We start from the raw sequence: 26366 nt of genomic DNA on the forward strand, positions 1-26366 counted from the left end.
ATGCGACAGGCCATGGCAGCGGAAGTCAGGCGTAACGCTTCCGCCATTCTCAAAGCCCCGCGCCGTATGCCTGTGGCTGAGGCGGTTCAAAAATTTATGCGCGTACCTATGGGAGCCGGTAACTCGGTACCGTGGGACCCTGCTGTCGCTCCCTATGTGATCGAGCCAATGAACTGCCTCGCGATGCGTGAATACGATGCGGTGGTGTTTGTTGGACCGGCACGAACGGGGAAAACGATCGGCCTGGTGGATGGCTGGGTTGTATACAACATTGTCTGTGACCCGTCCGATATGCTCGTCGTTCAGATGACCGAAGAGAAAGCGCGTGAGCACTCTAAAAAACGTCTGGCGAGAACGTTTCGTGTCAGTCCTGAAGTGGCGAAACGCCTGAGCCCGTTGCGAAACGACAACAACGTGCATGATCGTACTTTTCTGGCGGGCAACTATCTCAAGATTGGCTGGCCTTCCATCAACATCATGTCCTCGTCAGATTTCAAATGTGTAGCGCTCACCGATTATGACCGCTTCCCTGAGGACATCGATGGCGAGGGTGACGGTTTTACCCTGGCGTCCAAGCGTACCACCACCTTTATGTCCGCCGGGATGACTCTGGTGGAGTGTTCGCCAGGCCGGGACATTCGCGACAGCAAATGGCGCCGAAAATCTCCCCATGAAGCACCACCAACGACAGGCGCGCTTTCGCTGTACAACCGTGGGGATCGCCGTCGCTGGTACTGGCCGTGCCCGCATTGTGGTGAATATTTTCAGCCTGCGATGGAGGCGATGACCGGATACCGCGATGAACCTGATCCGGTAAAAGCCAGTGAGTCGGCTCATCTGCTTTGTCCGCATTGCAGCGCCATTATCACCGCAGATAAAAAGCGCGAGCTTAACGGGGTGGGTGTCTGGTTGCGTGAAGGTCAGAGTATTGACCGGGACGGCAAGATTTCCGGTGAGCCGCGACGCTCGCGCATAGCGTCGTTCTGGATGGAGGGGCCCGCAGCTGCGTACCAGACCTGGGCGCAGCTGGTATACAAACTGCTGACTGCTGAGCAGGAGTATGAGGCTACCGGCAGCGAAGAAACCCTCAAGGCGGTTATCAACACCGACTGGGGGCTGCCATACCTGCCGCGCTCGGCCAGCGAACAGCGACGCGCCGATGTGCTGATGCAGCGTGCGGAGGATTACGGTAAACGCCTGGTTCCGCCGAAGGTGCGTTTCCTGCTGGCGGCCGTCGACGTTCAGGGCGGGAAAAAGCGCCGTTTCGTCGTGCAGATAATTGGTTATGGCGAAAACGGTGAACGCTGGCTGGTGGATCGCTACAACATACGCCAGTCCCTGCGCTGCAATGAACATGGCGAGGCGGAGCCAGTCCACCCCGGCGCGTATCCGGAGGACTGGCAGCTGCTGGTCTCCGATGTGCTGGAAAAAACTTACGTACTTCAGTCCGATCCGACGCGGCGTATGCCGGTGCTGGCTATGGCCGTCGACAGCGGCGGTGAGGAAGGGGTAACAGATAATGCCTATAAATTCTGGCGCCAGTGTCGCCGGGATGGTCTGGGTAAGCGTGTCTATCTGATCAAGGGCGACAGCACAAAACGCCAGAAAATTATTACCAAAACTCACCCGAATAATACCGAACGCAGTGACCGTCGCGCTGATGCGCGTGGCGAGGTGCCGGTGTATCTGCTGCAAACCGACCTGCTCAAGGATCAGCTCAGCAATAACCTTGATCGTGAGACTCCCGGAGCAGGCTATATCCATTTTCCCGACTGGCTGGGGGAGTGGTTCTACGAGGAACTGACCTACGAAGAGCGCGGCGTGGATGGCAAATGGCGTAAGCCAGGCAAGGGCGCCAACGAAGCCTTTGACCTGTTCTGCTATGCCCACGCCGTCGCGGTTCTGCGCGGCTACGAAAAAATTCGCGACTGGGAAAAACCTCCTGCATGGGCTGAGCCGCAGGATCTCAACCCAAATATTCATGAAGGGGAACGCCCCAGGGAGATAACCGTGAAAAAAAACAAAACCGTTCAGCCACAAGTCAGGGCTGAGCCTGAGAAAGAAAACACGCTTTCCGGCAGCTGGCTGGGATCTTCCGGTAGGGGAGGAGGCTGGCTGTGAAAAAAGACGACATCTGGAGAACGCTGGTGATGGTACGCCAGGCCTACCAGGACTCGCTGGACGGCAAGAGTATCTCTTTCACCGGCGTAAACGGTCGCGCCATTACCAACCACGATCCGAAGGCGCTGCGCGATGAGCTCGAATACTGGGAGCGTCGCTGGCGCGCGGTCAACAGCCGTGGTGGTTCGTACAAACTCGCTAACTTTCTGTAAGGCGTTCTATGGGCATTCTTGAAAGAACACTGAGGGCAATTTCCCCCGGGTGGGCCGCGGCACGCGAGCGGGATCGTCTCCGGCTTAATGCGTATGAAGCGGCAAATCCGTCACGGCTGCACAAGGCGAAAAAGCAAAGCCAGTCGGCGGACACCTCTGTGTTTGCAGCAGGTCAGTCCCTGCGGGAACAGGCCCGGTGGCTTGATGAAAACCATGATCTGGTGATCGGCCTGTTCGACAAAATGGAAGACCGGGTGATTGGTGCCCACGGGATCCATGTTGAGCCTCAGCCTCTCGATCTGGAGGGGAATCTTCATTCCGATTTCGCCGGGAAACTTTCGGCGCTCTGGGCTGAATGGTCCGTGCGTCCTGAGGTGACTGGCATGTTCACCCGCCCGGAAGCCGAACGCCTGCTGCTGCGTTCAGCACTGCGTGACGGGGAAGTGTTCACTCAACTGGTCAGGGGGAATGTGCCGGGTCTGCAACATTCCACCTCCGTACCGTTCTCGCTGGAAATGCTGGAGGCGGATTTTGTTCCGTTCAACCTTAACAGCACCGCCGGCCAGCAGGTTCGCCAGGGCATCATTGTGAACGACTGGGGACGTCCCGTCGGCTACCGCGTTTACAAGTACCATCCGGCCAATATGACGCGATTCAGCGCTGAACTTAAAACCGTCTCAGCTGAAAACATGCTTCACCTTGCGCAGCGCAAGCGTCTGCACCAGTTGCGCGGTATCAGCCTGATCCACGGAGTCATTACCCGTCTTTCTGACATCAAGGATTATGAAGAGAGTGAACGCGTCGCCGCCCGTATTGCCGCCGCGCTGGGGTTCTATATCAAGCGCGGTGATGCGCAGTCTCTTGGTGACGACGGGGAGTTTTCACCTCCCGGCGGCCAGCGTCATTACGATATCGCCCCCGGCATGATTTACGACGATCTGCGCCCGGGTGAAGACCTGGGCATGGTGGAATCAAATCGCCCGAATGTTCACCTCTATGAATTCCGAAACGGACAGATGCGGGCCGTGGCCGCAGGCACGCGCGGCAGCTATTCCAGCATTGCCCGGGACTATAACGGCACCTACAGCTCCCAGCGTCAGGAGCTGGTGGAGAGCTTCGAAGGGTACAACGTCCTGCAACAGTGGTTTGTCGGCCAGCACAGCCGGCCCGTTTACCGCGCATGGCTGGCGATGGCGTTGCTGAGTGGCGTTGAAGTGCCGCCGGATGTGGATCCAAATTCTCTCTATAACGCGCTTTATCTCGGCCCGGTGATGCCGTGGATTGATCCGGGGAAAGAGGCTAATGCCTGGAAAGCCATTGTTCGTGGCGGTGCTGGTACCGAAGCGGAATGGGCACGGGCGCGGGGTAAAAACCCGCAGGAGGTTAAACGCCAGCGACTGCGTGAAACCGAATTTAACCGTCAACACGGGCTGGTGTTTGATTCCGACGCCGCCAACGACAAAGGAGCGATGCCAGATGCAACGGCAAAACCAAAAGACGATCGGCGCGAGCCGGACGATGATGATTAGCCCCCGTGCCAGCCTGGCGGGTGTCGATGCGGCAAACGGTCAGTGCTGGTACGAAATCCGCGCGCTGTCTGCCGGGCGCGTCGAAATCTTCCTCTATGACGTGATCGGCGGCTGGGGCATCACAGCCCAGCAGTTCGTCGCAGACTGTAAAGAAGCCGGGGTGTTTGACGCCAGCGCGGTGGATTTGCATATCCACAGCCCCGGCGGCGATGTCATGCAGGGATTTGCCATTTACAACACCCTGTCGCGGCTGAAAGCGAAAGTGGATATCTGGGTAGATGGGGTGGCGGCCAGCATGGCCTCGATGATTGTCTGCCTGCCCGGCGCCACGGTGCACATGCCGGAAAACGCCTGGATCATGGTCCACAAACCGTGGGGCGGGATCGCCGGGGATTCTGATGACATGCGCGATTATGCCGCGTGGCTTGATCGTAACGAAGCCCTGATGCTCAGCGCCTATATGAATAAAACCGGACTGGGGCAGGAGGAACTGGAAGCGATGCTGAAAGCGGAGACCTGGCTTAACGGGGCCGAGGCAGTGGAGAAAGGTTTCGCTGACACGCTTGAACCTGAACTACAGGCTGCGGCCTGTGTGAATGAAAATAAACTGAAGGATTACCAGAACATGCCAGAACAGATTAAATCTCTTTTTGCGCCGCGCGCCGAAGCTCCGGTGAATCAGCCACAGCAGCCTGCTCCGGTACAGCAGCCCGCGCCGGTACAGGCGAACCTGAACCCGCCAGCGCCACAACAGCCCGCGCAGCAGATGACTAATATCGATATCACTGCGCTGGCCCAGCAGCTGCAACAGCAGATGCAGACGGCAAACGCTGAACGCGTGAACACGGTTTCCGCTGTTTTTGAGGCGTTCCCGACCTTCGCAACACTGAAGGCGGAATGTCTGGCCGACTTCTCCTGCACGGCGGAAAAAGCCCGAGACAGACTCCTCCAGGCGCTGGCGGCAGGAACTACGCCGAGTGCCGGTCCGGGTGCTATTCATCTTTATGCCGGAAACGGCAATCTGGTCGGTGACTCCATCCGTGCTGCGGTAATGAGTCGCGCGGGCTATGCGCAGGCTGAAAAAGATAACGCCTACAACGGTTATACCCTGCGTGAACTGGCGCGAGCTTCCCTTGTGGATCGCGGGATCGGTATTTCAGGTGCAGGGACAGCACAGGCGATGGTCGGCCTTGCGTTTACCCACAGCAGCAGCGATTTCGGCAATATCCTGATGGATGTGGCGCACAAGGCGGCACTGATGGGCTGGGACGAGGCCACTGAATCATTCGAACAGTGGACCCGTAAAGGCACCCTGACTGATTTCAAAACCGCGCACCGCGTCGGTCTGGAATCACTTGCATCGCTTCGCAAGGTCCGTGCCGGGGCGGAATATAAATATGTCACCATCAAAGATCGCGGCGAGCCGATTGCGCTTGCGACCTACGGCGAACTTTTCAGCATTGACCGCCAGACCATCATCAATGATGACCTGGACATGCTGACCCGTATCCCGCAGGCAATGGGCCTTGCCGCGCGTGCCACCGTGGGCGATCTGGTGTGGGCAGTTCTGACCAGCAACCCAAAAATGTCCGACGGCAAGCCGCTGTTCCACGCCGATCATGGCAACCTGGTCTCCGCCGATCTGAGTATCGAAGGCCTGGATACGGCGCGTAAGGCGATGCTGCTGCAAAAATCAGGCGACCGCCGTCTGAATATTCGCCCGGCCTACATGCTGACGCCAGTGGCCATCGAGTCCCGCGCTAACCAGCTGATCAAATCTGCAAGCGTACCGGGCGCGGACGCGAACAGCGGTATCGTTAACCCGATCCAGAACTTTGTGACGGTGTCCTCTGAAGCTCGCCTCGATGACAGCAGCCCGACGGATTACTACCTGACCGCCGCACAGGGACGCGACACCATTGAGGTGGCGTATCTGGACGGTATTGATACGCCATACCTTGAGCAGCAGCAGGGCTTCACCGTTGACGGTGCCGCGTTCAAGGTACGCATCGATGCCGGGGTGGCACCGCTTGACTGGCGCGGCATGGTTAAAGTCACCAAAAAATAACGACCGTCATCTGACGGTTTTTTATTACGGGGCGGCGCGTGCTGCTCCTTTTTTGTCTGGAGAGAAAAATGGCGAAAAATTATCAGCAGGATGGCAAAACCCTTGATTTTCAGAATACCGGTGCGACCGATATTCATTCGGGTGACGCCGTGCTTTCAGGTGCGCTGGTGGGCGTTGCTCACGACGACATTCCGGCAGGGTTGTGGGGGGTACTGCATACCACGGGGGTGTTCGTCCTGCCAAAGGCAGCGGAAGCGGTTACTGTCGGCCAGAAGCTCTATCTGGCAGACGGTAAACTGACTGCGGAAGCGGGTGAGGCGGCGGCTCCGAATCCTCTGGCGGGCACGGCCTGGGCTGAGGCGGCGGCGGATGCGGATTCTGTTCCGGTCCGGCTTGGTTACTGATGAACCGCTTTCGGCAACGCCTGTTAAAAGCGGATGCCCGGATATCCCGGGCATTTGCCGAAGAGGTGCCTGCTGTCCTGTCTGTCGGCGCGGAGTTGCGTCCTGTTACTGTGATTTTCGAGACACCTGATGTCCCGGTTGACGTGCCCGGCGGGGGGCAAATTCAGGATCGCTCTCCGGCCTTCAGCGCGATGACCGCTGATATCGTGGGGCTTGAGAAGCACCACGGTGTGGAGATCAACGGCACGGCTTATCGTGTGACGCACATTGGCGCTGATGAAGAAGGCCGCACCCGCGTCACGCTGGCGTATGGCGCACCGGGTAAGGTGCAGCCGGACATCAATAAGTGGAGCTGATATGGCGCGTGAGTCCAGACTGCGGCGGGATTTGCCCGTCGATATCGATGTGGATGCCATCTGGCGGATAGCGGAGCACATCGGTGCCACCCATAAACAGTTTCGGGCAGCGTATTCCCGTGCGCTGAAACGTACCGCCGCCACCTTGCGTAAAAAAGCGATGGCTGACCTGAAAGATGGGCTGGCGCCGCGCAGCCTGGATCTGGTGCGCCGGCGTCTGCTTTCCTTTCGTCTTGATCGCGCTTCTCAGTCACAGCTGGATAATTTTCGTCTCTGGTTTGGTCTCAATGCCATCAAGGTAAAAGACCTGAAAGGCAGGATTAACGGGCGGGTCAGGCCTCACCATACCCGGCGGGATAAATCCACCGGGCGGTATATAAAGGCGCGGCGCCAGGCAGAAAACGCCGGATTCACCCCAAAGGGCAGCCTGCTATCCCCGCGCACATTTGAAAACGGGGAAGTGGCGCGCTCCCGCCGTGAAAACCGCCGGACGGTGGTTATTCGCGATCCGGATACCCGTCGTACCCGCGAAGCGGAAGTCGATATTTATGAGCCGATGCTGAACTACATCGAAGATAACGCCTTTGCGGAGGCGATGGAGATTTTTATGCATCACTTTGAAACCGATCTGCGCGGGCGTGTGAAAGCCCGTATTTCTGTCTGAGGTTGACTATGGCGGAGCCATTACTGCTGGGGCAGTATCACGATGCTGTCACTGGCGCGCTGAAAAAAATTGCGTGGGTGCGTGACGCCGATGCCTACCCGGAAAAAAATGTCCCCCGTTTTACAGGGCTGACCACCCCGGCGGTCTATTTCTCCATTAACAGCTGGGTGCAGGGCGGCGGCAACGAGGGGCAGCTTAATGTGAATCTGTCCTGCGATTTGTTCGTTGTGGTGGACGCGGCAGGCGCTGGCGTCAGCCGACCCGAAATTTTCCTGCGCACGGCGGCGGCGGATATCACGCAGTGGATTGACGGCCAGCAGTTCGGCCTGACCAGTCTTGAGCCAGCCGTCTTTATCGATGCGTCACGCGATGAGTTTGATCCGCGCATGGATGATTACCTGGTCTGGCGGATCTCCTTCACACAGTCAGCCGCCTTTGGTGTGGATCCGTTTGCACAGCTGAATGCCCCGCTGAAAGCGGCCTGGCTGGGCAAGGCACCGGATATCGGCCAGGCACATGTGGACGATTATCAGCTGATTTACGAGGCGAAACCCGATGAGTGATATCGAGGGCGATTTACAGCGCCGCCTGGCGAATATTGTGCGGCGCGGGGTTATTCATTCCGTTAAGCATGACGGTATCCCGAAGTGCCGGGTGGATCTGGGCGACATCACCACTACCTGGCTGCCGCTCTGCCAGGGCTTTTCCGGGGCAAACCGGGCTGACTCCAATCCGTATGCGGTCGGGGATGCGGTCACGGTGCTGTCGGAGGCGGGTGAGCTGAATAATGGCCGGGTGTTTCCCGGCTGGAATACCGGCGGTCTGCCGGTACCGGAGGGCAGCGACAGCGAACATATCACCCGCTACGGTGACGGTACCGAGATCCGGTATGACCGCGCCGCGCATGCCCTGACCATCACGCTGGCGGAGGGCGGGACCTACAAAATTATCGGAAAGGGAACGCTCGATGGTCCGGTGGAAATCACCGACACCCTCACAGTTCAGGGCGTTACGCATATCAATTCCGACACGAATGTGAAGGGAAACATCGGTGCAACTCAGGAAATTTCGGACGGTACCGGGAAAATGAGCGGGATCCGCGAAACCTACAACGGCCATGACCATAAAGAAAATGGTGATGGCGGCGGAACCACGAATCCCCCCAATCAAAAAATGTGACCTGCCGCGGCAGGTTTTTTTATGCCTGGAGAAAATAAATGGCGAATTTACATGGTGTGGAAACGATCGAACTGACATCCGGTACGGTCGCGGTCACGACGATCCAGACGGCCATTATCGGCTTGGTGGGTACTGCGCCTGATGCCTCTGCCGGAACGCCGGCGAGTGCCAGCACAGGAACCCCGATTCTGGATAATGTTGTGGATTTTGCCGCGACAGTTGCTGGCAGGTCAGGAAACGTGGTGGTGGTTGAGGCTGTAGCCGGCATCCCCAATGAAGAAAATCCCGCGGCGATTGAGACTTCTGCTGTCTGGAATGCGGAGGCATTAACGCTGACTATCACGCTTGGCTGCGATGAAACGGGCAAGCTGACGGCAACCCCTTCAGCCGTGGCCACTGCCGTGGGCGCGGTGGATGATGTGGAAGTCACCGCAACGGGAAGCGGGAGTGGCGTGGTCACACCGTTCCGGTTGCAGCTGGCAGGCGGCGAAGATGAACCTTTCCCGCTGAATACTCCTGTGGCGATTGTCGGTACCTCGATGCTTTCCCGGCTCGGTGAAAAAGGCACGCTGAAGCAGGCCCTGATGGAAATCAACGATCAGCGAAATGCCCTGACGGTGGTGGTACGCGTGGCTGAAGTTAACGATACCGCTAAACAGCGTGCGGCGGTACTGACCGGGATCGGCGCGCTGTCATCTGCTCGCTCCGTGACAACGTACCAGCCCCGTATCGTCATCGCGCCGGGATTCAGTGAGGATGATGCCGTGGGCAAGGCTCTGGAAACCGTCGCCGGCAAGCTGCGGGCGGTGGCGTATGTTGATTGTGCCACTGGGGCTAAGCTGCAAGAAGTGGTCCAGCGCCGACAGTCTTATGGTACCCGCACCGAGCTGCTGCGCCCGCGCGTACAGGTCAGCAATGCCGACGGCCAGCTGGTCTATCGTCCTTACTCTGCGTTTGCGGCGGGGTTGCGTGCCCGAATCGACTTTGAGAAGGGCTGGTGGTGGAGTAAATCCAACCAGGACATCAATAACATCCTCGGAGTGGAACAGATCGACGAGCTTATACTCGGCGATGAAAACTGCGACGCAAACCTGCTCAACATGCAGAACGTCTCTACCATCATCCGCCGGGCAGGGTTTAAGCACTGGGGCAACCGTCTGTGCGGTACCGATCCACAGTGGCGCTTCGAATCGGTTCGCCGAACCGCAGACGTCATCGAGGACAGTATTCAGGAAACGATGCTGGAATACGTTGACCGTCCGCTGGACCGGGAGAATGCCGACGACATTATCGGCACCATCAACGCCTATATGCGCCAGCTGGTCGGGCTCGGCGCTATTTTCGGTGGTCGCGCCTGGCTGGATGAAGAACTTAACACCGCTGAGAGCATGGCGGCGGGCGTGCTGTACATCAACTATGACTTTGGTCCGAAATCGCCGACTGAGCTTATCAGCCTGCGCGTCCGGGTGAATAACAACTATGCGCTTGAGGAGATGCTGGCAGCATGAGCGAAAAAAACACATTACGCGTCTGGACCTTCTTCCGACAGGGGATCCGCATACAGGGGGCGCATGAATTTACTCCGCCGGCATTGTCCATTGTCAAAACGGATTTGCGTACCGGCGCACAGGATGCGCCGTCCCCCGTTGATGACGGCATGGAAGCTCTCACCTGTCAGCTGAAGTTTTACGGTGTGGACGTGGATATGCTGACCGCTTTCGGTTTTGTCAGCGGCAGCCGTCCGCGCTTTACGGCCTATCAGGGCTATCTGGCTAACGGTACCGCGCTGGGTACTATCGAGGAGATCGAAGGCTTTGTGCAGACCGTCACTCCCGACGCGCGTGGCAAGGACAGCCTGTCCGAAAATGCCGTCACGGTGGAAATCGCCGTGAGCTATTACCGTCAGACCAAAGACGGTCGCGAGCTCTTTGAGATTGATACTGAGCGCTTCTCGCGCCGGGTGAATGGCGTGGATGTTCTGTCCGGTCTGGCGGCAAAAGTACGGCTTTAACTTCAAACAATCTTACAACGGCCTGCGGGCCGTTTTTTTATGGAGATCAACATGTCTTTTCCTGGTGAAACACGCGTTATCAAACTGTATTCCCCTGTTTCCTTTGAGAACGGTGGCCTGCTCGAACAGGTGACGCTGCGCGAGCCGCTGGTCCGTGACCGCATTGCCTTTTCCAAAGACCGCGGCAGTGAAGAAGAAAAAGAGGCGCGCATGATTGCGCTGCTGTGCAACCTCAGCGAACAGGATATCTGGCAACTGACTGCGGCAGATTATGCCCAGCTGCTGGACGCGTTTAATGTTTTTATGCTCCCGCCCGAGAAGCGACCGAAAGAGGGCTGATGCGGGCGATACGTTTTCTGGGACGGCGCCTGCATTTTCCCATGACGGAATACCTGGATATGCCGTTCAGTGTGTTTTCGGATTTTCTCACCGACGAAGTGGAGGCGGTAAATCGTGGCCGGATTAAGCCAGAACCTTAAGGCCGTCATTACCTTTGGCGGCAGTATCGACAGCTCCTGGAGCCGTTCAGCGAACAGCCTGCAAAAAAGCCTGAAGGACGTCGGAAAGCAGTCAGAAAAACTGACGAAAGACCAGGCCAGGCTGGCGGCTGAGATTAAGCGAGCGAAGCTGGCCGGGCAAAATCTTGGCGATCTTAAACGGCGTTACAGCGACGTCTCCCGTGAAATCCGCAAGACGGAGGCCGAACAGCAGAAGCTGAATCAGCAGATGCAGAAGACGCAACGGCTGGCCGCCTTCAAGGGGGCAGGGAAAGGGCTGTTTCGCCGTGGGCTCGGTATGGCCGGACAGCTGGGCGGGATGGTGGCTCCCGGGCTGGCGATTGGCGGCGGTGGCGTGGTGGCTTCCGCCCTGGGCACCCTGATTGCACCGGCGGCCACCAATGCAGAAACGGCCCGACGGGCCGGCGTGGCGAAAAGCTATGGCGTCGATATCCCGACGTTTGATGCCTGGGACACGCTCGCGAAGCAGTACGACATGAACGGGGAGAACATCGGCGACCTGTTCGAGGAGTATCTTCACAAGGCAGGAGAGTACAAGCAGAACGGCAAGCAGGGTTCCCTTCAGGATGCGTTTGAAACGCTGGGATTTAAGGCGGGGGATTTTGCCGGCCTCAGCGATATGGCGCAGTTCGAAAAAATCGTCGAGCGTGCGCTCAGCATGCAGGACGAGTCGAAAGCGTCGTTTGCACTGGATTCGCTGTTTGGCGGCGAGGCCAGCAAACTGCTGATGCTGCTGAAGCAGTCCGGCAAAAGCTACCGTGACCTGATGGACGAGCAGCGGCGCTATAACCTCGTCACGAAAGAGGGGGCTGAAGGGGCGATGGAGGGCAACCGCGCCATCACCAGCCTGCGCACGGTCTTCTCCTCTGCTGTAGCGGAAATCTCAGGGCAGCTGGGAAACGAGCTGGCACCGGATATCCGCCGGCTGACGGATGATATGGCGGAGTGGTTTAAGGGGGGCGGGATCAAACGCATTGTCAGTTTCCTGCGTAATGATCTTTACCCCGGCGTGCTGACGTTCGGCCAGGGCATTGTGTTCGTCGGAAAAGTGGCCTACGCGCTGGCGAAAAAATTGTCCTGGCTTTTACCGGATGAGAGAAGCGATCAGCGGGACGTACTCAAATCGCTGGCGATGACCGGCTCGGTTGATATTGCGCGCATGACGGCGCAGCGCAACGGTCAGGGCGAATGGTTTGAGCAGCAACTGAAGGAAAAGCCGGACCTGCCTGATGATGTGAAAAAATCGTACCGGGACACCCGGGGATTTTTTCGCGACGACGATGACACCTTTAACAGTACGCTCGATAAATACGTGGCGCCGGAAAGCAACGGCGCGCCGTTCTCCTGGGATTCAGCACTGAACCAGAACCAGGAGACGTCTGTGCAACCGGGACATGAAACATCCGACAGCACTGCCGGCGCCTGGAATAATTACAGACTGCCTTCCTTTCCCTCGTTTGAAAAAAGTAGCGTCTGGCCCGCAGCGGAAAAACCGAAGGGATCCGCAGACAACATCTCCGCGGATAAGCCGGTGGTCAATGTCGACGTTTATCCTTCCCTTAACTGGACAGCAGCAGAGGAAAGATCTGATGGGAATTCAAAATACCCGGCACAGCGTATCCCGGATGTGAATGTTGATGTCGATTCGTTACCGGGGACTGACAAAGCGCAGGGTTTATTCAGGGGTAACGAACGTTACAGGGATAAAAGCGCAGACGTCCAGCACTTACCGCCTGAGATTAACTCCCGACAGTCTCCTGATCCTGTTTCAGACAGACCGGCAGAACTGTCAGGTGAAGTAGAAAGCAGTTACTGGGAAACTTTACTTCAGAAGCTGGATTTTGCGGACAAAGCGCCACCTCCCCGACAACTGACCGACAACCGTCGTTTCGAATTTCATTATGAGATACATGGCGCACCTGGTCAGGATGAAAAGGCGATCGGGGATGAAGTTGTCGCGGTGACTAAAACCAGTCCGGTATTTAACGGTGACAGCAGCATGCTGGACGGAGGACAAATCTGGTGAGTGAAATTATTCCTGTCTTTGAAGACTACGGGCAGTTTCAGTCCAGCGCTGTTCGGGGGGCTCAGGCCGCCCGGGTGATGATGATGCTGGGCGATTTTGCCTTTTCGATCGACACCACGGCATACAACCAGCTGACCCGCGAGGCCAGCTGGCGATGGAGCGAACAGGAGCGGATCGGGAAGCAGGATTTATTGCAGTATACCGGCAAGCCCGGGCGAACCGTCCGGCTTGAAGGGGAATCGCATGCTTTCTTTCGCAAGGGGGTGGATGCTGTTAACGATCTCTTCGACCTGGCAGACCAGAATCAGCCTCAGCAGCTGGTCAGCGGTGAAGGAGATGTCCTGGGCTGGTGGGTGGTAATCGACTTCTCAGATACGACCAGCCGATTCCTGCCGGGCGGCGGCCACCGAAACAAAAACTGGACGATGACGCTGAAACATTATGCCGATGACATATCAAACCCGTGACGGTGATGTGCTGGATGCGATCTGCGCGACGCATTACGGCACAGAGAACCTTTCTTATATTGTGACGCAGGTTCTTGAAGCGAATCCTGGACTGGCTGACCGTGGGGCCGTTTATCCTTCAGGTCTGTTTATCACTTTACCGGATCTGGCTCCGCCGGTTCAGGCTTCTGCTTACAGCCTGTGGGATTAAAAATGGCAGATCAGATTGTTAAACCGGAATATGCTCCCGCTTTCAGCGTCAGCGCTGAAGGAAAAGATATTACCCGTGCGCTGCAACAATGCCTGGCAGAGCTGACGCTGACTGATTACGGCGGTGCTACGGCAAAAGCAGATGAGCTGAAAATCACCCTGCTCTCGGAAACGCTCCCCCTTCCGACAAAAGGCGCTCGTCTTCGTGTGGCGCTGGGTTTTAATGATCATCTGGTGGATAAGGGCTGGTTCGTGGTTTCCGGCGTGGCCAGCAGCGGCCCGCCACGTCGTATTGAGATTTATGCCACCGCTGCGCCAATGAACGCGCAAAAACAACCGGGTGATGTGATCAGCCAGAAAACACGCAGCTGGGATAACCTGCGACTGGCGGATTTGGTTAAAACGGTAGCGAAAGAAAACGGACTGGTACCAAAAGTGGCCGCAGAGCTGGCCGACATCCATATCGATCACGTTGACCAGGTGGCAGAATCGGACGCCAATCTGCTGACGCGCCTGGCCCGAACATGGAATGCTGTCAGTAAACCGTCGGGCGGATACTGGCTCTTTCTGCGTCAGGGAGCCACGGCAAATGCGTCCGGCGAACAGACCGCAGCTCTGATTATCACACCAGAAGAGGTGTCAAACTGGTCTTACAGCGAAGGAGAGCGGGGCAGTTCGACAGGGAAGGCCACCGCCAGCAGTGGTAAGTCTTCAGGCAAAATCGGCGTACGTTATTATGATGAGGCTGACGGGAAGACCAAAACCACTACGGTTGATCATGATGGTCCCTCAATGGCTAACCCGTATACCCAGCCTGTAAAAGCTACTGCCGATCAGCAGGCCAAAGCGAAAAAAACGCAGGCCCGCCGCAATGAACAAAAAATGACAGTAACGGGGCCCTGCCGACCCAGACACGTTCCTCTCACGGCAGAGTCTGGCGTATCCACGTCCGGCTTTGGCGAACGGGAAGATCGCGCCTGGGTGGTTGAGTCGCTGGTGTTTTCCCTGACACCTGCGGGTTTCAGTTTCACATACAACCTGGTGGTTGATATTCGCAAGCCTGCGAAATCCTCAAAAAAATCCGGCAGCAAGGATAAGACCGGCCCGGATTACTTCGGATAACTCTCAGCCATCCGTCAAACAGATACGGAAAATACTATGAACGGTGTAAACAGCCGGACCGGGAAACGCCTGTCCGGTAGCGATCATCTGCGCCAGTCCGTCAGCGATATTCTCTCCACGCCCGTCGGCAGCCGTGTACTGATCCGTGATTATGGCAGTGACCTGTTTTCGCTGGTTGATAACCCTCGTGATGACCTGACCAGGCTTCGCATTATCGCCGCGACCGCCTCGGCGCTGGCACGCTGGGAACCCCGGCTTAAGGTCACGCGCGTTGTCGTTTGTTTCCCTGCTGACGAAACGGGGTGTGTGGTGGATATCGAAGGGATTAACAAAGAGAACAATCTTCCTGTCAGCACCGGAGGCATACCGATTTATGGCAAGCAGCTATGACGTAATTAACCTGTCCGCCCTGGCGGTGCCGGATGCCATCGTGGTACCGGATGCCGCTGACATTTTTACCCGCTGGCTGGCGCGCCTGCGAGAACTGGATCCGGAATTTGATGCGCTGGTGGAATCTGACCCGGCGTATAAACAGGGTGAAATCAGCGCCTACCAGCTCACCCTGGCGTTCCAGCGGGTTAACGACGCAGTACGCGCAGTTTTCCTTGCCAGTGCCAGAGGGGCCGATCTCGACCAGCTGGGCGCGGCCTTTAACGTTTCCCGTCTGGTGATTAATCCCGGCGATCCGGATGCGGTTCCCCCTGTCGACCCTGTTTATGAAGACGACGACGCTTTCCGGGAACGTATACAGCTTTCGTGGGCGCAGCTGAATACGGCCGGCGCGCGTAACGCTTATCGCTTTCATGCCAAATCTGCGGATAACGATGTGCTGGATGCGGACGCCTACGGGCCTGAAACCCATAACCGGCCCGGCGAGGTGGATGTGTACGTGCTCTCGCGCACAGGGAACGGTCAGGCAGGGCCCATTCTTATTGAAACCGTCATGAACACACTGAGCGCGGATGAAGTCAGGCCGCTCACCGATTTTGTCAGTGTGAAGAGTGCCAGTATCGCCAGCTATACCGTTAAGGCTGAACTTGAAATACCAGACGGTCCGGATGCACAGACGGTGCTGGAAAACGCGATCAGTACGCTGACGAGCTATACACAGCTTTCCCATCGTATTAATGCCATCGTACCGCTTTCCGCGATTTACTCAGCGCTTCAGCAGCCCGGCGTATCAAGAGTTAAGTTACTCAGCCCGACGGCTGATCTGGAAGCGGCAGCAGGACAGGCCCCATGGTGCAGCGCGATAAACGTGACCCGTAAAGGAGGAGTGAGTGGATAAATTTCGATCTCTGCTTCCACCTTCAGCCGTTCACCCGGAACGGGCGCAGGAGCAGGCAAGCACAGAGCTGATCGCGGCGCTGGATACTGACATGGTACGTAAGGTGAAAAATCCTGATACCTGTCCCGCACATTTGCTGCCATGGCTGGCCTGGGAATTCGCGGTGGATTCATGGGAGGAGGCCTGGACTGAGGAAGAAAAAAGGCAGGTGATCAGGGATGCCGCTTATGTCCATCAGCACCGGGGCACCGCCGGGGCGGTCAGGCGGTCGCTGAGCGCCGTCAGCCTGCCGACCACCGTGATTGAGTGGTGGGAGGATACACCGCGCAAGGATCCCTACACCTTCCGCGTGGAGGTTTACAGCTTACAGGCTGTTGACGAAGCACTTTACCAGCGCATACGGCGCCAGGTCGATAAAGCCAAAAACCTCCGCAGCCTGTTGACCACTATCGATGTGATCGCCGATCTGGGTGCGAAGGGAACTTATTATGCCGGCGGTGCTGTTACCGCCTGGATTGACGTTGTTATTGAGGCCGGAGAATAACCATGGCTGAGAAGTATTACAGCATTCTGACAAACCGGGGCAAGGAGCTGGAGACGCAATCCTCTGCAACCGGGAAGCCCGTCATCATTAAAGATTTTGTTGTGGGGGACGGGAACGGGCAGGCCGTTAAACCGGATCCTGCGCAGACGAAGCTGGTGCGTGAGGTATATCGCAGCGCAATTTCTGCACTACAGGTTTCTCCGGATCAGGCGAACCAGTTTATTGCTCAGCTGGTCCTACCGGTTGCCGTTGGTGGATTCGTAGTCAGGGAAGTTGGTCTGCTGACAGATGCTGGCGAACTGTATTCTGTTGCGAACTGTGCCGCCATTGAAAAGCCTGAAAACGGTGTCAGCGTTAATCTGCAATTCCGTCTTGCAGTATCTGATGCGGCAAACGTAGAGCTCAAAGTAGCGACCGGAGATGGTCTGTTCCTGCGCATTGATAAAAACCTATCTGAAATAGCGGCGAGAGGAGAGTCTGCACAAAAAGGGTCTCGCGAAGCCATAGGCGTTTATGATGCGACAACCTCACGTAAAGGACTTGTGCAGCTCAGTAGCGAAACCGACAGTTCGTCAGAGACGCTGGCTGCGACACCGAAAGCTGTCAGTGAAGCCGCTAAGGAGATCAAGGACGCGCTGGGAACGTCCGCATCTGAAGACGTTGTCACATCAAAAACAGATGCAACTGCTGGCCGCGTGCCGGTTGTAGGCTGGATGGGATTAGGGGGATATGGTTCGGACATTCTGCTTTCTGCTGCTGATGCCCGAAAACCTCTGCGGAATGGCTTCTACGGCGTGCAGTCGGAGCCGACATATGGAAATGCTGCCCTGATTAGCTTTGGCTTTGACTCAGGCTCTCAGGTGCACCTTATTGCAAAACAAGGCGGCCAGGCGCCGTTAATCGGGCTGGCAGGCTCAACGCCACAAGGCGTTTTTGGTGACTGGGGAAAAATTTACACAGAGTTTCAGAAACCCACTGCGACTGAAGTCGGTGCCGTTCCATATCGATCTGCGCTTGGTGCAGTAGATTTGAATACAGTCAGAGGTACGCAGTACGGGCGGTTTAATCAGGCATTAACTGCCAATGCCACTACTGCCAGACATTACCCCATTGCTGAAGCCGGCGAACTGGATGTTCGCCAGACAAGTGCAAATGGAGCGGAGGCCTGTGTACAGGAATATCGTACTTTCAGTTCTCGTCGTGTTTTCCTTCGATCTTTTAACCCGGCAGATAACACGTGGACAGAATGGTGTGAGTTTTATACTACAGCCAAAAAACCAACCGCGACGGAGGTTGGAGCGCTGCCTGTTACGGGTGGGACCGTTACGGGCAATGTGGTTGCGAATGGTTATGTGCGTGCAGGTAATACTCGCAAGCTTGAAATCAGTTCTTCAAATACCTCAACCCAGGATGGGATTATTAATCTTTGGGGGAATGTTGACCGACCAACTGTATTAGAATTTAAAGATGCGACGGGATACCATTTTTATTCACAACGTAATGTAAATGGTTCCATATCGTTCAATTTAAATGGTGCAGCAGAAGTCCGGGGGGCAATTTCCGCTCATGGTGAAATTGTTTCCAGGGCTGCGAATGGCCTGCGTATCGCCTACGGTAACTTTGGTGCATTCTGGCGAAATGATGGCACAACGCTGTATCTGATGTTAACCAACTCTGGCGATTCGCTGGGTAATTACAACTCACTTCGCCCGCTGTATGTGAATCTCACCACGGGCGCACTTCAGTCAGGAACGCCGCTATCGGTTTACAACACAATTACTGCAAGCGAAGAAATTACCGCAGGCAAAGGAATGGTGGCAGGTTATTCCGGTCCGTACGCCTGGGCTGAACAGTACAAATCGAAAGCACCATTTTTTAACGCGTATTCGACTACCAACCCGAGTGAGTATCATCCGGTTATTAAACAGCAGGCGATTATCGTGAATAAAAACGCCTGGGCTTTCTCCATGGGGTCTCTTGTTGCTGGCGATGAGCTTTCCTGGCATCTGCACATGAAAGGCAGTGGCGGATCAGAGGTTAATTTTAAATGGGACACTAACGGCAACTTTAACGCGCCGGGCCAGGTGAATCCGGGAAGTTATGCCAATTTTGATAACCGTTATTACACCAAAACACAATCAGATGCGGGGTACATGCCAAAAACAGGCGCGTACACCAAAGCCGAGAGTGACGGGCGTTTTCAGCCGAAAGGGAGTTATACCCCTGCGGGTCAGGCTTACACGAAAGCAGAAAGCGATGCACGGTACAACCTCAAAAATACCGCAACCAAATCAGCCAATGCCATGACGCATAAAGATGCTTCAACAGGTGTTATGGAGGTTGTTATGAGCAATATCAACGTACCAAACAAAACAAATGTTAATGTGACATTTCCTGCGGCTTTTCCAAATGCATGTGTAGGGGTTGTAATTACATATAATGGCGCAGGGCATGGATCTGGCGATGATTCGGCAATTTATGTTCCGTCTTATTCGCGTACTGGATGCACATTATATGGTCATAACGCCGAAGGCAGGTTTATGTTAATTGCTAAAGGATATTGAAATGAGGATTTATTTTAGTCCGAGCGAAATTGGTTTTTATCATGAATCAGATAAACAAGCTTATTTACTAGCGGGTACGTGGCCGAATGATTTACTTGAAATTTCGGAGAAGTGGTTCCTGTATCTGTTGGAAGGTCAACAGAAAGGTATGGTAATCACTGTAAATGATTACGAACAGCCTGTTCTTGTAGACCCGCCAGCGCCCACGAAGGAGCAACTAAATGCCGAAGCTGAGGCGCTTAAAGCTACGCTTATAGCTGATGCAAGCGAAACAATCTCTATCCTGAAAGATGCTGTAGATTTAGGCAGAGCCACAAAGGAAGAGGAGGCGCTCCTGTTAGCGTGGCGGGAATATCGAATCTCGTTAAACCGCATCGATACCAGCAATGCGCCTGATATTGAATGGCCTGTATTGCCAGCATGATAGTCAGGAATGCCTGAATTTTAATATTAATTTCTTCTCATTGTAGGCAACTGTGTTATCTGGAATGTCTTTATTCACAAAAGTCATTGCGCCTATCGTAACATTGCTGCCTATAGTGAGATTGTTACCTATAATAGAGGTCCCGACTCCAAGATCAACGTTGTCACCTATTGTTATCCTTGGATTTGAGCCTTCATTCTTTATACCTCCACCAATGCCAATAGTACAATTATGTCTTATTTTGAAATTACGGCCGATAATGACACATCCGTTTATAACAACTGACGTGAAGTGAGTTATATGAAGACCAGGTGCAATTGTAGCTGGCAACTGTATCTCAGTATTGTATTTTTGGACCAGCTTTCTATTAATTCTTCTGGCTAACTGTTTTTTCCATTTGACATCAGTGCTATAAAGATAAGACGCAATTCGCCACCAAAAATTAAAGCGTCTCTCAGGGCACTTCAATGCTTTATGTAAAACGCGGGACCAGCTGAATTTCTTATCGCTTTTCATTACTTCAGCTTGTAAGCACTCACGTAAATGGCATTTTGATAGTTGATTACTCATTTGGATAATCCCGTTTTCACTTTTTCTAACTGTATCTGTGAATGCAAAGAGAGCACCTTCGCTAAAAGCCTCTTTCGAGGCTTATCGTTTTTCTCGTCCAATTACTTTATCTGCCGCGACACGAGACAGGAAGCCAGACCGACTGCCGTATTCTGGATGCGCGGCCACAAACTGATCGATACGGCGGATCAGCAATGAGGGAAGCGTCACATTGATTTTTTCCGCTTTTCCCATCAGGCGTGTTATATCCACGTCAACCAGGGCCCATACCGCACCGGCGTACTCCGGATCAGATAGCCAGTTTTCGACGGTCGTTGCTTCGGGAACGCTCTCGCCATCTTCAACCAGTAATTCGATGTGTGCCTCGATCGCTTCACGTACGCTTTCGATCGCGTCCTGATAATCATCACCGCCAGAGAAGCAGCCAGGAATATCAGGTACGCGAACGCCGAAGGATGAATCGCCTTTATCAATAGCAACAGGGTACAACATGTAAACCTCCAGTAGGGGGGCTTAGAGCCCCGCCTGTTTTTTGATGCTTTTCAGTGTTGGTAACGGTATGTCTTTCTGTGGATGCTTTACCGTTACCAGCCCCTTTTTCGTTGGGTGTTTGAACTGGTGATGACTGCCTTTAACTCTCACCAGATACCACCCATCGGCTTCTATCATTGCTATTGCATTCCTGCTATCCATCCTCCGGCTCTCTGTGTTGTCTTGATGGGGTTATAATAACCCCTCGCTAATCGAGTGTCAATGATTTTGGGGTTATTGGGGTTATTAAATGCAAACGGCAGAAGAGAAGTGTAAGCAGCAATTGAGGATGAAGAGATTTTACTTAGATATGTGGTGCGTAGAATGCACTGGCGATCTTGCTGTCTGCATCCTTGATAAGAATTTCTCTGTCCTAAAAGACAGTTTTGATAGATAAAAAGATTAAAAGTTATCAGGATTATTCGATGTACTAATGCCGACTTTGATGAGACTCAATATCATCAACCCAAGAACTACTGCCACGGTAGAAGTGATTATGAATGCTGTCATGATGACCCTTTAATTTGTGAGCATGTTTATTAGACTCTGCGGATTCATAAACGTTCAGATTGCCCTGCAATATAGGTAAAGTTTTATCATGCGTCACTGAAGAATAACCAATCATAAGCGGCTGGTTTTTTTGTGTGGTTTTGGTCGGAACGAAAGAATTTTTAACCTCCGCCTTCAACACTCCATTGTCGGTGAGCGGACCAAAAAAGTTTCGCCATTATGATTTTTTGTTACCCGTAAGCAGTTGATTCATTTGATCATAAAATTATGAATTAATGGTGAAAATTAAACGTATGTATCTGATTACTATAGATAACACGCGTGATTTAAAATCCCTCGGCGTTCGCGCTGTGTGGGTTCAAGTCCCACTCCGGCTACCATGGGAAAAAGCAGAATAATCAAAGCAATAAGCAGTGTCGTGAAACCACCGAAAGGTGGTTTTTTTGTGCCTGTCATTCTGCTAATCAACAACCTTCATTTCTGACTCTCACGTAATAAAACAACGATCCTTTTCAACGGAATTAAACAGATACCCATTATGCTATCGTGTAGCGGGCGCGATTTGCAGTGTGAAGATTTGCAGGTTTGCGATCCTGATTCCCCATGCCATCACCTCATTTAAGGGACGCTATGTCTTTACCGCCATTGTATGCACTGCGTGCGTTTGAAGTTGCTGCGCGGTTGAACTCCTTCAGTAAAGCCGCTGAAACGCTCAATATTACGCCGGGCGCGGTCAGCAGACATGTTCGTACCCTTGAACTGTGGTTCGACTGCGAGCTTTTCAAAAGGCAAGGTCCTCGGGTGGAGGTCACTGAAGCCGGGCGAGTACTTGCCGGGCAGCTGAACGAAAGCTTCACGAGCATTGAATGGGCCTGCCGGGTATTTCGTAGTGAAAACCACCTGCTGCGGCTTAAAGCACCCAGTACCCTGACCATGAGATGGCTTCTCGACGTGCTGCGATCTTTTCGCAACAACCATGCAAAACCACAGGTTGAGATTGCCAGCGTCTGGATGGACATTGACACCGTTGATTTCAATCTTGAGCCCTACGATTGCGCCATTCTTCTCGGCAATGGGCGTTTTGGTGACACAACGGAAAGCCAACTGCTATTTCATGAATGGCTTATCCCGGTTTGTACTCCATCGCTTATCGAACCGGCCCGGCAGCGGCTTCCGCAATGCGATCTGATCCATCCTTCACCGGACAGACGTGACTGGCGGCGCTGGCTGCGAAGAACAGGATTGTTCCCGGGGCTCGATATGAGCAGCGGTATGGTGTTCGATACCCTTGAACAGGGAAGTATTGCCGCGATGAACGGGCACGGCATCGCTATCGCCGACCTGCATCTCACGCTTGATGCCCTGAAAAGTGGCCTGCTGGGCCTGCCATTCAGGGAAGCTATCGCGACGGGGGATGGCTACTACCTCGTCTGGCCAAAAAATTCACTCAAAAGAGAGAGCATTCAGCATCTTCTGGCCTGGCTGCAAAACCATACCCCGGTCGTTCCGGCGCTGGATATCGATTATCTGGAATACGATGACAGTCGGATTTATTAATACCGTTATGAATAAGATATATTTGCCATCTTTTTATAACGTTCTGGCAAAGCGCTGTTCAGGTTGAGCACCTTATCCAGAATATAAAATGCTGGCGTGTTTTTCTGTTGCTCAGCGTCAATAATTGCCGCACGTAATAGCGTGGCGGCAGACGAAATCTTGTGAAAATAGTCCTCAGACTCGGGCGTCTGTAATTCACCAGAAGTGGCGTAACGCACGTCCGGCCAGCCAGAGAAGTTGAGCAGCGGGAGAGGGTTGCCTGCTTCGGGCTGACAGGATGAAAGCAACGCAGCTGCTTTTTGGGGATCGCGATAGGCAACTGAAAGCATATACGCGCGCTGCGAAAACGGTAACAGGGCGTCAGAATGATTTTTGGTGGAGATAAGCAGGGTCATAAAATTCGCTAAATCGCCATCTGATGGAATTTCAGATGGCGATATAATTTTCATTAACTGAAATAAAGCATCAAGTGTCATGTTTGCCCCGGTTCCTCTCATTATGACTATTCAGTTTGCGCCTGAATGTTTTCATTGGCCCACCGTCAGGGTAGGTCGAGAGGATAATATTGGAAGGCGTGCGTTTTTGAAAAACGATTAATAATCGCAATCACTGTGAGTTTTTCTCACTATAGACTTTTCGTTTCACACGCCACCCAGATACGCCTTCCTCACCTCCGGATCCTTCAGCAACGCCTCGCCGCTGCCGCTTAACCGAATCTGGCCGTTAACCATCACATAGCCGCGGTCGGACAACTTCAGCGCGTGGTGCGCATTCTGCTCGACCAGAAAAATCGTCATTCCGTTACGGGCCAGCTCGCGCAGCGTCTGGAAGATCTGTTTAACCACGATTGGCGCGAGGCCGAGGCTGGGTTCATCCAGCAGCAGAAGTTTAGGACGGCTCATCAGCGCGCGGGCGATAGCCAGCATCTGCTGTTCACCGCCGGAAAGCGTCATCGCCCGCTGGTTACGTCGCTCCTTGAGGCGAGGGAAGAGGTCGAACATGCTTTGCATATCTTCCGCTGCATGCTGATTGCCGACGGGGATTGTCCCCATCAGCAGGTTCTCTTCTACAGACATATCCGGGAAAATGCGTCGTCCCTCAGGTGCCTGCGCGATGCCGCCGGTGGCAACATAGTGGGTGGATTTCTGGCTGATATCCTCGCCGCAGAAGAGGATCTGCCCGTTGCGGATCCGGGGCTGACCAAAGACAGACATCAGTAATGTTGACTTCCCCGCGCCGTTAGCGCCAATCAGGGCTACAGTTTCCCCTTTATTAACCTCAAGCGAAACCTGCTTCAACGCCTGGATCACCCCGTAGAAAACATCCACATCCTGAAACTGAAGCATCGGTTCGCTCACAGGTTTACCTCACTTTCGTCGGTGCCCAGATACGCGGCAATCACTTTTTCATTGTGCTGGATCTCAGCCGGTTTACCTCTGGCAATCACATCGCCGTGATCGAGCACAATGATGTCATCTGAAATGCCCATCACCATCCCCATATCATGCTCGATCAGCAAAACCGTGATGTCATGGTGGTCGCGCAGGAACCGGATGATCTCACTCAGCTTGTGCGTCTCCACCGGGTTCAGGCCAGCAGCAGGTTCATCGAGACAAATCATCTCCGGGCCGGTACACATGGCGCGGGCGATTTCGAGGCGTCGTTGCTGGCCATAGGACATTTCCCCGGCCAGACGGTTCGCGCAATCCACCAGATCCACCACCTCCAGCCAGTAAAACGCCCGGTCCAGCGCATCGTTTTCTGCCCGACGATACGCAGGGGTGTTCAGCACCCCCGCCAGCAGATTGCGGTTGACGCGCATGTGCTGTGCCACCAGCAGGTTTTCCACAACGGACATCTCGCGGAACAGGCGGATGTTCTGAAACGTGCGCGCAAGACCCGCGCGGTTCACCAGATGCGTGCCGCCAAACATCTTATAGAACAGGCGTTGACCAAGCTGCGCCGGGTTAAGCCAGTCGCCCGGCTGAAATTTCTGGCCGAGCACCTGAATGACATTGGTGGTTTTATTTCGTGCATTGAACAGAATGTTGCCGCCGGAGGCCCGGTAGAAACCGGTGAGGCAGTTAAAGACTGTCGTTTTTCCCGCGCCGTTAGGCCCAATGAGTGCGGTAATGGAGCCGCGCTGCACCTCAAGATTGACGTCGTTTAAGGCCTTGATCCCGCCGAAGTGCATCATCAGATGTTCTACACGTAAAATCGTTGCGTTCATGGCGCCACTCCTTTACGCACGGCAAATCCGCTGCGGTTGATGCGGATCAGACCGCGAGGACGCCATATCATCATCACCACCATCAGCATGCCAAACAGCAGCACGCGATATTCCGCAAAGCTGCGAAGCAGTTCCGGCGTGACGGTCAGCACAAAGGCGGCCAGTACGACGCCGACGGTGGAGCCCATCCCGCCCAGGACCACAATGGCGAGGATCAGGGCCGATTCAAAAAAGGTGAAAGAGGTCGGGTTAACAAACCCCTGGTAGGTGGCAAAAAACACTCCGGCGATACCTGCCGTCGATGCGCCCAGGGTGAAGGCCGAGAGTTTGACCAGAACGTGATTCAGCCCCATGGAACGGCAGGTAATCTCATCCTCACGGAGCGCTTCCCACGCCCGTCCAATGGGCATCCGGGTCAGCCGGTGTTTAATGTACAGCACCAGCATCACCACCAGGAAAAGCACCGCATAGATGAAAATAAACTTCATGTTGGGGTTATAGGTCAAGCCGAAGAACTCGTGGAAGGGGACGCCGCCTTCTTTGGCGCGTCGGCCAAACTCCAGGCCAAAAAAGGTCGGGGCAGGGGCTGAAACGCCGTTAGGCCCGCCGGTGAAGGTGAGCCAGTTGTTCAGCACCAGGCGGATGATCTCGCCAAACCCAAGCGTGACGATGGCGAGATAATCCCCGTGCATGCGCAGCACCGGAAAGCCGAGCAGGGCGCCCGCGCCCGCGGCCATTAGCGCCGCCAGCGGCAGCATGCTCCAGAACCCAAGCCCCAGATACTGATACCCGAGCGCCAGCCCGTAAGCGCCGATGGCATAGAAGGCGACATAACCCAGATCCAGCAGCCCTGCCAGGCCAACAACAATGTTCAGCCCAAGACCGAGCAGGACGTAGATCAGTCCGAGAATGGCAACCGTCAGAACGTATTTAGTGGCCACAAACGGGAAGCAGATCGCCAGCGTGACAATCAGTGGAATGATCCAGCGCATGCGGCTTTTATACGCTGGTGGCCGGACATACACGCCCGCATTGTCGGATTCAAACCGCGCCTGTAAACGTTTTCCGGCCGCCGTAGCTGAAAAGGCGCTCAGTAAAAAGCGTCCCACCATCACCGTGCCTACAATCCACGCCAGCCGCTGGCCGTCAAAGGTAAAGCTGTAACCATCCAGTATCACGCCCGCAATCGGGCCGAAAATAATCAGGGCGATCATTCCGGAAAAAATTGAGTCCAGAATGCAGCGCTTCAGGGAAAAACCGTCAGAGGTCATCGCGTTGTTCC

30 protein-coding genes are annotated in these 26366 nt (G+C 54.7%); 22 read left to right on the forward strand and 8 right to left on the reverse strand.

All coding sequences use genetic code 11. From position 1 onward, the window contains the following. The 21 genes from ACOTX5_RS07390 to ACOTX5_RS07490 all read left to right on the forward strand — a co-directional run bounded on the left by ACOTX5_RS07390 (position 1) and on the right by ACOTX5_RS07490 (position 19686). Positions 1-2121, forward strand: coding sequence for a phage terminase large subunit family protein (locus ACOTX5_RS07390; RefSeq protein WP_045348840.1), 2121 nt, complete (start codon positions 1-3; stop codon positions 2119-2121). After that, the gene (locus ACOTX5_RS07395) at positions 2118-2333 is read left to right on the forward strand and encodes a hypothetical protein (protein ID WP_023299859.1); all 216 of its coding nucleotides are present in this window, start codon (positions 2118-2120) and stop codon (positions 2331-2333) included. The genes ACOTX5_RS07390 and ACOTX5_RS07395 overlap by 4 nt, the downstream gene beginning before the upstream one ends. Positions 2334-2341: 8 nt before the next feature. Continuing rightward, positions 2342-3862, forward strand: a complete 1521-nt coding sequence (locus tag ACOTX5_RS07400) for a phage portal protein (protein WP_023299860.1) — start codon at positions 2342-2344, stop codon at positions 3860-3862. Further along, positions 3810-5930: a ClpP-like prohead protease/major capsid protein fusion protein gene (locus ACOTX5_RS07405; protein ID WP_373687133.1), complete on the forward strand. Its 2121-nt coding sequence runs from the start codon at positions 3810-3812 to the stop codon at positions 5928-5930. Before ACOTX5_RS07400 ends, ACOTX5_RS07405 begins: the two co-directional genes overlap by 53 nt. A 68-nt stretch (positions 5931-5998) precedes the next feature. Then, entirely contained in the window at positions 5999-6334 is a 336-nt protein-coding gene (locus tag ACOTX5_RS07410; RefSeq protein ID WP_045348835.1) for a DUF2190 family protein, read from the forward strand. Continuing rightward, positions 6334-6690, forward strand: a complete 357-nt coding sequence (locus ACOTX5_RS07415; RefSeq protein WP_023303463.1) for a head-tail joining protein — start codon at positions 6334-6336, stop codon at positions 6688-6690. The genes ACOTX5_RS07410 and ACOTX5_RS07415 overlap by 1 nt, the downstream gene beginning before the upstream one ends. A 1-nt stretch (position 6691) precedes the next feature. Beyond that, complete coding sequence (locus ACOTX5_RS07420) at positions 6692-7354, forward strand: hypothetical protein (protein ID WP_023299864.1); 663 nt, start codon at positions 6692-6694, stop codon at positions 7352-7354. Positions 7355-7362: 8 nt separating this feature from the next. Next, positions 7363-7917, forward strand: a complete 555-nt coding sequence (locus ACOTX5_RS07425) for a hypothetical protein (protein ID WP_045348834.1) — start codon at positions 7363-7365, stop codon at positions 7915-7917. Beyond that, a complete protein-coding gene (locus ACOTX5_RS07430; protein ID WP_063438890.1) occupies positions 7910-8533 on the forward strand; it encodes a phage baseplate assembly protein V in 624 nt (207 codons plus the stop codon). Before ACOTX5_RS07425 ends, ACOTX5_RS07430 begins: the two co-directional genes overlap by 8 nt. Positions 8534-8571: 38 nt before the next feature. After that, positions 8572-10041, forward strand: coding sequence for a phage tail sheath family protein (locus ACOTX5_RS07435; protein WP_063438889.1), 1470 nt, complete (start codon positions 8572-8574; stop codon positions 10039-10041). Continuing rightward, positions 10038-10544: a phage major tail tube protein gene (locus ACOTX5_RS07440; protein ID WP_023299868.1), complete on the forward strand. Its 507-nt coding sequence runs from the start codon at positions 10038-10040 to the stop codon at positions 10542-10544. Before ACOTX5_RS07435 ends, ACOTX5_RS07440 begins: the two co-directional genes overlap by 4 nt. A 51-nt stretch (positions 10545-10595) precedes the next feature. Then, positions 10596-10883, forward strand: coding sequence for a phage tail assembly protein (locus ACOTX5_RS07445; protein WP_023299869.1), 288 nt, complete (start codon positions 10596-10598; stop codon positions 10881-10883). A gap of 114 nt (positions 10884-10997) precedes the next feature. Next, complete coding sequence (locus tag ACOTX5_RS07450) at positions 10998-13088, forward strand: hypothetical protein (RefSeq protein WP_045348830.1); 2091 nt, start codon at positions 10998-11000, stop codon at positions 13086-13088. Positions 13089-13093: 5 nt separating this feature from the next. Beyond that, positions 13094-13555 (forward strand): phage tail protein, encoded by a 462-nt coding sequence (locus tag ACOTX5_RS07455; protein WP_369794028.1) that lies wholly within the window; start codon positions 13094-13096, stop codon positions 13553-13555. Further along, positions 13536-13745 carry a tail protein X gene (locus tag ACOTX5_RS07460; RefSeq protein WP_045340847.1) on the forward strand — a complete coding sequence of 70 codons (210 nt, stop codon included), beginning with the start codon at positions 13536-13538 and terminating at the stop codon, positions 13743-13745. Before ACOTX5_RS07455 ends, ACOTX5_RS07460 begins: the two co-directional genes overlap by 20 nt. A 2-nt stretch (positions 13746-13747) precedes the next feature. Continuing rightward, positions 13748-14866, forward strand: coding sequence for a contractile injection system protein, VgrG/Pvc8 family (locus ACOTX5_RS07465; RefSeq protein ID WP_063438888.1), 1119 nt, complete (start codon positions 13748-13750; stop codon positions 14864-14866). A 36-nt stretch (positions 14867-14902) separates the two neighbouring features. After that, positions 14903-15256, forward strand: coding sequence for a GPW/gp25 family protein (locus ACOTX5_RS07470; protein ID WP_063438887.1), 354 nt, complete (start codon positions 14903-14905; stop codon positions 15254-15256). Continuing rightward, entirely contained in the window at positions 15240-16154 is a 915-nt protein-coding gene (locus ACOTX5_RS07475) for a baseplate assembly protein (protein WP_063438886.1), read from the forward strand. Before ACOTX5_RS07470 ends, ACOTX5_RS07475 begins: the two co-directional genes overlap by 17 nt. Next, on the forward strand, positions 16147-16698 hold the full coding sequence (locus ACOTX5_RS07480) for a phage tail protein I (RefSeq protein ID WP_045348824.1): 552 nt from the start codon (positions 16147-16149) through the stop codon (positions 16696-16698). Before ACOTX5_RS07475 ends, ACOTX5_RS07480 begins: the two co-directional genes overlap by 8 nt. A 2-nt stretch (positions 16699-16700) precedes the next feature. Next, a complete protein-coding gene (locus tag ACOTX5_RS07485; RefSeq protein ID WP_063438885.1) occupies positions 16701-19262 on the forward strand; it encodes a phage tail protein in 2562 nt (853 codons plus the stop codon). 1 nt (position 19263) lies between these two features. Next, positions 19264-19686 carry a tail fiber assembly protein gene (locus tag ACOTX5_RS07490; RefSeq protein ID WP_045348821.1) on the forward strand — a complete coding sequence of 141 codons (423 nt, stop codon included), beginning with the start codon at positions 19264-19266 and terminating at the stop codon, positions 19684-19686. A 3-nt stretch (positions 19687-19689) separates the two neighbouring features. Here ACOTX5_RS07490 and ACOTX5_RS07495 read toward each other — a convergent pair whose 3' ends face one another. The 4 genes from ACOTX5_RS07495 to ACOTX5_RS07510 all read right to left on the reverse strand — a co-directional run bounded on the left by ACOTX5_RS07495 (position 19690) and on the right by ACOTX5_RS07510 (position 21297). Further along, complete coding sequence (locus ACOTX5_RS07495; protein WP_063438884.1) at positions 19690-20256, reverse strand: serine acetyltransferase; 567 nt, start codon at positions 20254-20256, stop codon at positions 19690-19692. 81 nt (positions 20257-20337) lie between these two features. After that, entirely contained in the window at positions 20338-20748 is a 411-nt protein-coding gene (locus ACOTX5_RS07500) for a type II toxin-antitoxin system HicB family antitoxin (RefSeq protein ID WP_045339414.1), read from the reverse strand. A gap of 21 nt (positions 20749-20769) precedes the next feature. Then, the gene (locus ACOTX5_RS07505; RefSeq protein WP_012906750.1) at positions 20770-20949 is read right to left on the reverse strand and encodes a type II toxin-antitoxin system HicA family toxin; all 180 of its coding nucleotides are present in this window, start codon (positions 20947-20949) and stop codon (positions 20770-20772) included. A gap of 240 nt (positions 20950-21189) precedes the next feature. Beyond that, positions 21190-21297 carry a YnaM/YnfT family protein gene (locus ACOTX5_RS07510; RefSeq protein WP_350360576.1) on the reverse strand — a complete coding sequence of 36 codons (108 nt, stop codon included), beginning with the start codon at positions 21295-21297 and terminating at the stop codon, positions 21190-21192. 630 nt (positions 21298-21927) lie between these two features. Between ACOTX5_RS07510 and ACOTX5_RS07515 the strand changes: the two genes are divergently transcribed. Further along, on the forward strand, positions 21928-22854 hold the full coding sequence (locus ACOTX5_RS07515) for a LysR substrate-binding domain-containing protein (protein ID WP_045910791.1): 927 nt from the start codon (positions 21928-21930) through the stop codon (positions 22852-22854). Between the two features lie 5 nt (positions 22855-22859). Here the strand turns inward: ACOTX5_RS07515 and ACOTX5_RS07520 are convergent, their stop codons facing one another. The 4 genes from ACOTX5_RS07520 to livM all read right to left on the reverse strand — a co-directional run bounded on the left by ACOTX5_RS07520 (position 22860) and on the right by livM (position 26355). After that, positions 22860-23330, reverse strand: coding sequence for a hypothetical protein (locus tag ACOTX5_RS07520; RefSeq protein ID WP_045910790.1), 471 nt, complete (start codon positions 23328-23330; stop codon positions 22860-22862). Positions 23331-23495: 165 nt separating this feature from the next. Then, positions 23496-24212 (reverse strand): ABC transporter ATP-binding protein, encoded by a 717-nt coding sequence (locus ACOTX5_RS07525; protein WP_045348815.1) that lies wholly within the window; start codon positions 24210-24212, stop codon positions 23496-23498. Beyond that, entirely contained in the window at positions 24209-25084 is an 876-nt protein-coding gene (locus ACOTX5_RS07530) for an ATP-binding cassette domain-containing protein (RefSeq protein ID WP_003859662.1), read from the reverse strand. Before ACOTX5_RS07530 ends, ACOTX5_RS07525 begins: the two co-directional genes overlap by 4 nt. Then, on the reverse strand, positions 25081-26355 hold the full coding sequence (gene livM / locus ACOTX5_RS07535; protein WP_045910789.1) for a high-affinity branched-chain amino acid ABC transporter permease LivM: 1275 nt from the start codon (positions 26353-26355) through the stop codon (positions 25081-25083). Before livM ends, ACOTX5_RS07530 begins: the two co-directional genes overlap by 4 nt. Between the last annotated feature and the right edge of the window lie 11 nt (positions 26356-26366).

It is taken from the genome of Enterobacter cloacae complex sp. IR5441, from assembly GCF_049238215.1.
GTDB lineage: Bacteria > Pseudomonadota > Gammaproteobacteria > Enterobacterales > Enterobacteriaceae > Enterobacter > Enterobacter hormaechei_C.

Excerpts from the sequence above, each read along its gene's own strand:
- ACOTX5_RS07390 (WP_045348840.1), top strand. The coding sequence starts at position 1 with ATGCGACAGGCCATGGCAGCGGAAGTCAGGCGTAACGCTTCCGCCATT.
- ACOTX5_RS07400 (WP_023299860.1), top strand. The coding sequence starts at position 2,342 with ATGGGCATTCTTGAAAGAACACTGAGGGCAATTTCCCCCGGGTGGGCC.
- ACOTX5_RS07405 (WP_373687133.1), top strand. The coding sequence starts at position 3,810 with ATGCAACGGCAAAACCAAAAGACGATCGGCGCGAGCCGGACGATGATG.
- ACOTX5_RS07410 (WP_045348835.1), top strand. The coding sequence starts at position 5,999 with ATGGCGAAAAATTATCAGCAGGATGGCAAAACCCTTGATTTTCAGAAT.
- ACOTX5_RS07415 (WP_023303463.1), top strand. The coding sequence starts at position 6,334 with ATGAACCGCTTTCGGCAACGCCTGTTAAAAGCGGATGCCCGGATATCC.
- ACOTX5_RS07420 (WP_023299864.1), top strand. The coding sequence starts at position 6,692 with ATGGCGCGTGAGTCCAGACTGCGGCGGGATTTGCCCGTCGATATCGAT.
- ACOTX5_RS07425 (WP_045348834.1), top strand. The coding sequence starts at position 7,363 with ATGGCGGAGCCATTACTGCTGGGGCAGTATCACGATGCTGTCACTGGC.
- ACOTX5_RS07430 (WP_063438890.1), top strand. The coding sequence starts at position 7,910 with ATGAGTGATATCGAGGGCGATTTACAGCGCCGCCTGGCGAATATTGTG.
- ACOTX5_RS07435 (WP_063438889.1), top strand. The coding sequence starts at position 8,572 with ATGGCGAATTTACATGGTGTGGAAACGATCGAACTGACATCCGGTACG.
- ACOTX5_RS07440 (WP_023299868.1), top strand. The coding sequence starts at position 10,038 with ATGAGCGAAAAAAACACATTACGCGTCTGGACCTTCTTCCGACAGGGG.
- ACOTX5_RS07445 (WP_023299869.1), top strand. The coding sequence starts at position 10,596 with ATGTCTTTTCCTGGTGAAACACGCGTTATCAAACTGTATTCCCCTGTT.
- ACOTX5_RS07460 (WP_045340847.1), top strand. The coding sequence starts at position 13,536 with ATGACATATCAAACCCGTGACGGTGATGTGCTGGATGCGATCTGCGCG.
- ACOTX5_RS07465 (WP_063438888.1), top strand. The coding sequence starts at position 13,748 with ATGGCAGATCAGATTGTTAAACCGGAATATGCTCCCGCTTTCAGCGTC.
- ACOTX5_RS07470 (WP_063438887.1), top strand. The coding sequence starts at position 14,903 with ATGAACGGTGTAAACAGCCGGACCGGGAAACGCCTGTCCGGTAGCGAT.
- ACOTX5_RS07475 (WP_063438886.1), top strand. The coding sequence starts at position 15,240 with ATGGCAAGCAGCTATGACGTAATTAACCTGTCCGCCCTGGCGGTGCCG.
- ACOTX5_RS07485 (WP_063438885.1), top strand. The coding sequence starts at position 16,701 with ATGGCTGAGAAGTATTACAGCATTCTGACAAACCGGGGCAAGGAGCTG.
- ACOTX5_RS07490 (WP_045348821.1), top strand. The coding sequence starts at position 19,264 with ATGAGGATTTATTTTAGTCCGAGCGAAATTGGTTTTTATCATGAATCA.
- ACOTX5_RS07495 (WP_063438884.1), bottom strand. The coding sequence starts at position 20,256 with ATGAGTAATCAACTATCAAAATGCCATTTACGTGAGTGCTTACAAGCT.
- ACOTX5_RS07500 (WP_045339414.1), bottom strand. The coding sequence starts at position 20,748 with ATGTTGTACCCTGTTGCTATTGATAAAGGCGATTCATCCTTCGGCGTT.
- ACOTX5_RS07505 (WP_012906750.1), bottom strand. The coding sequence starts at position 20,949 with ATGGATAGCAGGAATGCAATAGCAATGATAGAAGCCGATGGGTGGTAT.
- ACOTX5_RS07510 (WP_350360576.1), bottom strand. The coding sequence starts at position 21,297 with ATGACAGCATTCATAATCACTTCTACCGTGGCAGTAGTTCTTGGGTTG.
- ACOTX5_RS07515 (WP_045910791.1), top strand. The coding sequence starts at position 21,928 with ATGTCTTTACCGCCATTGTATGCACTGCGTGCGTTTGAAGTTGCTGCG.
- ACOTX5_RS07520 (WP_045910790.1), bottom strand. The coding sequence starts at position 23,330 with ATGACACTTGATGCTTTATTTCAGTTAATGAAAATTATATCGCCATCT.
- ACOTX5_RS07530 (WP_003859662.1), bottom strand. The coding sequence starts at position 25,084 with ATGAACGCAACGATTTTACGTGTAGAACATCTGATGATGCACTTCGGC.
- livM (WP_045910789.1), bottom strand. The coding sequence starts at position 26,355 with ATGACCTCTGACGGTTTTTCCCTGAAGCGCTGCATTCTGGACTCAATT.